The 4,303-nt window shown below is 78.2% G+C and carries 5 protein-coding genes; 4 read left to right on the forward strand and 1 reads right to left on the reverse strand.

From position 1 onward, the window contains the following. Both WCS02_RS18095 and WCS02_RS18100 read left to right on the forward strand, forming a co-directional pair. The coding region (locus tag WCS02_RS18095) for a C40 family peptidase (RefSeq protein WP_340295684.1) at positions 1-469 on the forward strand (469 nt) is incomplete at its 5' end. A gap of 50 nt (positions 470-519) precedes the next feature. Beyond that, complete coding sequence (locus WCS02_RS18100) at positions 520-1,602, forward strand: M23 family metallopeptidase (RefSeq protein WP_340295685.1); 1,083 nt, start codon at positions 520-522, stop codon at positions 1,600-1,602. A 59-nt stretch (positions 1,603-1,661) separates the two neighbouring features. Here the strand turns inward: WCS02_RS18100 and WCS02_RS18105 are convergent, their stop codons facing one another. Further along, the gene (locus tag WCS02_RS18105) at positions 1,662-2,396 is read right to left on the reverse strand and encodes a Type 1 glutamine amidotransferase-like domain-containing protein (RefSeq protein ID WP_340295686.1); all 735 of its coding nucleotides are present in this window, start codon (positions 2,394-2,396) and stop codon (positions 1,662-1,664) included. 55 nt (positions 2,397-2,451) lie between these two features. Here WCS02_RS18105 and WCS02_RS18110 point away from each other — a divergent pair, with 55 nt between their 5' ends. Together WCS02_RS18110 and WCS02_RS18115 are read left to right on the forward strand one after the other, a co-directional pair. Next, positions 2,452-3,951: a dihydrolipoyl dehydrogenase family protein gene (locus tag WCS02_RS18110; protein WP_340295687.1), complete on the forward strand. Its 1,500-nt coding sequence runs from the start codon at positions 2,452-2,454 to the stop codon at positions 3,949-3,951. Between the two features lie 126 nt (positions 3,952-4,077). Continuing rightward, positions 4,078-4,303: hypothetical protein (locus tag WCS02_RS18115; RefSeq protein WP_340295688.1), on the forward strand; the 226-nt coding region annotated here is incomplete at its 3' end.

Genomic DNA, 4,303 nt, shown 5'->3' on the forward strand with positions numbered 1-4,303 from the left:
CGCCGCCGGGACCCGCGCTGCCGCCCCCGCCGGTGCTCCCGCCGGTGCCCCCGCCGCCGGGCAGGCGCCCGCCGCCTCCGCCGGCACCATGAGCTGCGGCGGTGTCTCCGTGGACGTCCCGACCGACCGGGTCGCCACCGTCCTCGCCTTCGCCTGCTCCCAGCTGGGCAAGCCCTACGTCTGGGGCGCCTCCGGGCCGAACGCCTACGACTGCTCCGGCTTCACCATGGCCTCCTGGGCCAAGGCCGGCGTCTCCCTGCCGCACTCCTCGCGCTCGCAGGCCGGGGTCGGCACGCGGGTCTCCGAGGGCGACCTGCGCGCCGGGGACCTCGTCTTCAGCTTCTCCCCCATCAGCCACGTCGGCATCTACCTGGGCGGCGGCAAGATGATCGCCGCCCCGTCCGCCGGCGACGTCGTCAAGATCCAGTCGCTGCAGTACCTGCCCTACACCGCAGGTACCCGGCTCTGAGGCCCACCCGCCGCCCCAGACCCGCAGCCCCGAGACCGAGGAGCACGTCCGTGCGCACCCGCCTGCCCCGCCGCCTGTCGCTCGTGGCCACCGGCGTCGTCGCCGTCGCCATGCTGGCCCCCACCGCCCAGGCGACGACGCCCCCTGACGTCGAGGGCGCCCGCCAGCAGGTCGCCCAGCTCGGCGCCGAGGTCGAGGCCGCCTCCGCGGAGTACCGCGACGTCGAGGCCCGCCTGGCCGCCCAGCAGAACCAGGTCGCCGCGGCACAGGCCCGCTCCGCCAGCCAGGCCACGCTCGTCGCCTCGCTCGAGCAGCAGGTCGTCGCCCTCGCCGTCCAGACCTACAAGAGCGGCGGCGTCGACCCGCAGCTGTCCCTGCTCGCCAGCGGCGGCACCGCCCTGTCGGACTCCACGACGCTGCTCGGCATGGTCGCCGAGCGCCGCGCGGTGACCCTCGGCGACGTCCGCGACGCGCAGGCCGAGCTGGACCGGCTCCGCGACGCCGAGACGGCCGAGCTCCAGGCCGTCCAGGCGCTCCAGGCCGACCTCACGCAGAAGCGCACCGAGATCGAGGCCCGCCTCGCCGGTGCCCAGGACGTCCTCGCGGTCGCCGAGGCCGAGGCCCAGCGCCAGGCCGCGCTGGAGGAGGCCCGCAAGGCCGCCGAGGCGTCCCGCAGCAGCACGGGCGCGGCCGCTGCCGGCACCGCCACGGAGGAGGGTCCGGTCGCGGCCCCCCCGGGCAGCGACGGCATCCTCGTCACCCCGACCCCCGGCCGGCAGTCCGCCTACGGCTGGCGCATCCACCCCGTCTACGGGGTGCGGAAGTTCCACCGCGGCATGGACATCAGCGTCGGCTGCGGCACCCCGGTCATCGCCGCGGCCGACGGTGTCGTCCAGTCGGCCAAGTGGGACGGCAGCTACGGCAACATCATCGTCGTGCGCCACGGCCCCTCGCCGGTCGGCGACCTCAGCACGGCCTACGCCCACCTGTCGGAGTACGCCGTCACCAGCGGCCCCGTCACGCAGGGCCAGGTCATCGGCTACGTCGGCACGACCGGCCTGTCGACCGGCTGCCACCTGCACTTCGAGGTGCGCATCGACGGCCAGGACGTCGACCCCGCCGGCTTCATCTGATCCCTGGGTCCGCCGGGGGACGCCCCGGCGGGTCGGGCAGCGCTACGGGTCGAGCAGCGCTACGGGTCGAGCAGCGCTGCGGGAACCAGCCCTCCGGCGGTGATGCTGCGGACGTGGACACCCTCCGGGGACGCCCGCACCACGTGCGCGGCCCCCGCGCCGCGGACCGACAGGGCCGCACCGGCCACCCGCAGGGCGGTCCCCTCGTCGAGGGCCACCCCGCCGCCGACCGCGCCGGAGCCGACCGCGGCGACGAGCCGGGCGAGCGTCCCCCACTGCGCGGCGTGGACGTCGAGCGCGAACGGCACCAGCCCCAGGCCGTCGACGACGGACAGCCCGTCGAGGTCCTCGGCGGCGTCCTCGGGGCACACGGCCCGCCCGTCCAGCCGCCAGCCGCCGACGAGCGCACGGCCCGCCGCGACCGCCGCGCCGGCCGAGAAGCCGAGGTAGGGCCGCCCGCGGCACCACGCCCGCAGCCGGTCCGCGACCGGCGCCAGCGCGGCGGCGTACGCGGGCGTCAGCCCCCCGGAGACGAGCAGGGCGTCGGCGCCCCCGAGCGCGGCCACGTCCAGGACGCCGCCCTCGGGCACGAGCACCGGCCGGACCCGGCAGTCCCCGCTGCGACCGAGCACGTCGCGCCACCGCTCGGCGCGCCCGGCGCCGTCGCCCTCGTCGAGGACGACGCAGGCCACCGTCGCGCCGGGGCCGGCCTCGGCGAGGAACGGGCCGTAGACCTCGTCCCGGGCCTCCTCGTCCCAGCCGCCGCCCACCAGGTGCACCGCCGCCTCCGCCACCCGGGTATCCTCGTGCGTCCGCCGGCGGGGGTCCAGGGTGCGCGACCATGGGCCGGTGAGCCCCCGCGCGCGTGCCGACCGGCCCTTCGACCTGCTCGTCGTCGGGGCGGGGGCGACCGGCCTCGGTGCCGCCCGGGCCGCCCGCCCGGGCAGCCGCCGCGTCGGCATGGTGGAGACGGCGCGCACCGGCGGCGACTGCACGCACTACGGCTGCGTCCCCAGCAAGACCCTGCTCGACGTCGCCCACCGGGTCTCCCGCGCCCGGGACGGTCGCCGCTTCGGGGTGGGCGAGGTCGGCCCGGTCGACTTCCCGGCCGTCATGGCGCACGTGCGCTCGGTCGTCGCCGAGGTGGAGCACGACGAGTCGCCGGAGCAGCTCGCCTCGGAGGGGATCGACCTGCTCCACGGCTGGGCGCGCTTCACCGGGGTGCAGGCCGACGGGCTCCTCGCGCTGGACGTCTCCGGCACGCCCGTCACCGCCCGCCGCGTCGTGCTGGCCGTCGGTGCGCACGCCGCGCTGCCGCCCGTGCCGGGGCTCGCCGAGGCGGACCCGCTCACCAACCGCACCGTGTTCGGGCTCGTCGAGCAGCCCCGCCACCTGCTCGTCATGGGCGGCGGCCCGATCGGCGTGGAGCTGGCGCAGGCGTTCCGGGGGCTCGGCAGCGACGTCACCCTCGTCGAGGGGGCCGCGCGCCTGCTCGGCAGGGAGGAGCCCGAGGCGTCCGCCGTCGTCACGGCCGTGCTGCGCCGGCAGGGGGTGGACGTCCGCACGTCGACGAGCGTCACCTCCGTCGCCACCACGGCCGACGGGCCGGTCCTCACGCTGTCCGACGGCACCTCCGTCACCGGCTCGCACCTGCTCGTCGCCGCCGGGCGCCGTCCCGCGACGTCGGGCCTGGGCCTGGACGCCGTCGGCGTGGAGACCGACCGGGCGGGCCGCGTGGTCACCGACGCCTACCTGCGCACCACCGCCGCCGGGGTGCTCGCGGCCGGGGACTGCACGAGCCCGCTGCAGCTGACCCACGTCGGGGACGCGCAGGGCCGGCTGGCCGCCGCGAACGCCTTCGCCCGCTCGGTCCGGCTGCCCGGCGTCCTGGGCGGCCTCGTGCCGTGGGACGACCGGGTCGTGCCGTGGGTGACGTTCACCGACCCCGAGGTCGGCCGGGTCGGCCTGACGGAGGCCGAGGCCCACGAGCGGTGGGGGCGGCGGGCCCGGGTCGCGGTGGTGACCATGGCGGAGACCGACCGCTCGCGCACCAGCTCCGACACCGACGGCTACGTCAAGCTCGTCGTCGCCCCGGGCCGCCTGGGCGGGCCCGCCGTCCTCGACCGCGTCGTCGGGCTCACCGCGGTGTGCCCCCACGGCGGGGAGCTCGCCGGGACCGGCGCCCTGGCCGTGCGCACGGGGATGCTGGCGGCCCGGCTCGCGCAGACGGTCGCGCCGTACCCGACGTACTCGCTGGCCCTGCGGGTGGCCGCGGCCCGGCTGTTCGGCAGCTACGGCGGGCAGACCTGGCGCCCCGCCCGCCCGGACGAGGACGCCGACGGGGACTGACGCACCGCGGCCCGGGGTGCCCAGGTCCCGGGGGACCGGGGGCACGGGGCGGCAGGGCGGAGGCACCGGGTCCCGGCGCGCCCGGACCGGCTCAGGCTCGGGCGTGCCCGTGCCGATGCACCCCGCATGGTGACCGCGACCGGCACGGCGACGACGCTCCGCCCCTCGCCCGACGCCGACGGGCGCCTCGTCGTCCGCGGCACCGACGGACGCCGCCTGGGCTGGTACGACCTGCGCACCGGGGCCACCCGCCTGCTGGACCCCGCCCCCGGCGCGGCCGCCGAGGTGCAGGCCGCCGTCGACTCCTGGGTCGCCGCCACCAGCGCGCTGCGCCGCCCGGTCGCCTCCTTCG

The organism is Aquipuribacter hungaricus, assembly GCF_037860755.1.
In the GTDB taxonomy this organism is placed as follows: Bacteria; Actinomycetota; Actinomycetes; order Actinomycetales; family JBBAYJ01; genus Aquipuribacter; species Aquipuribacter hungaricus.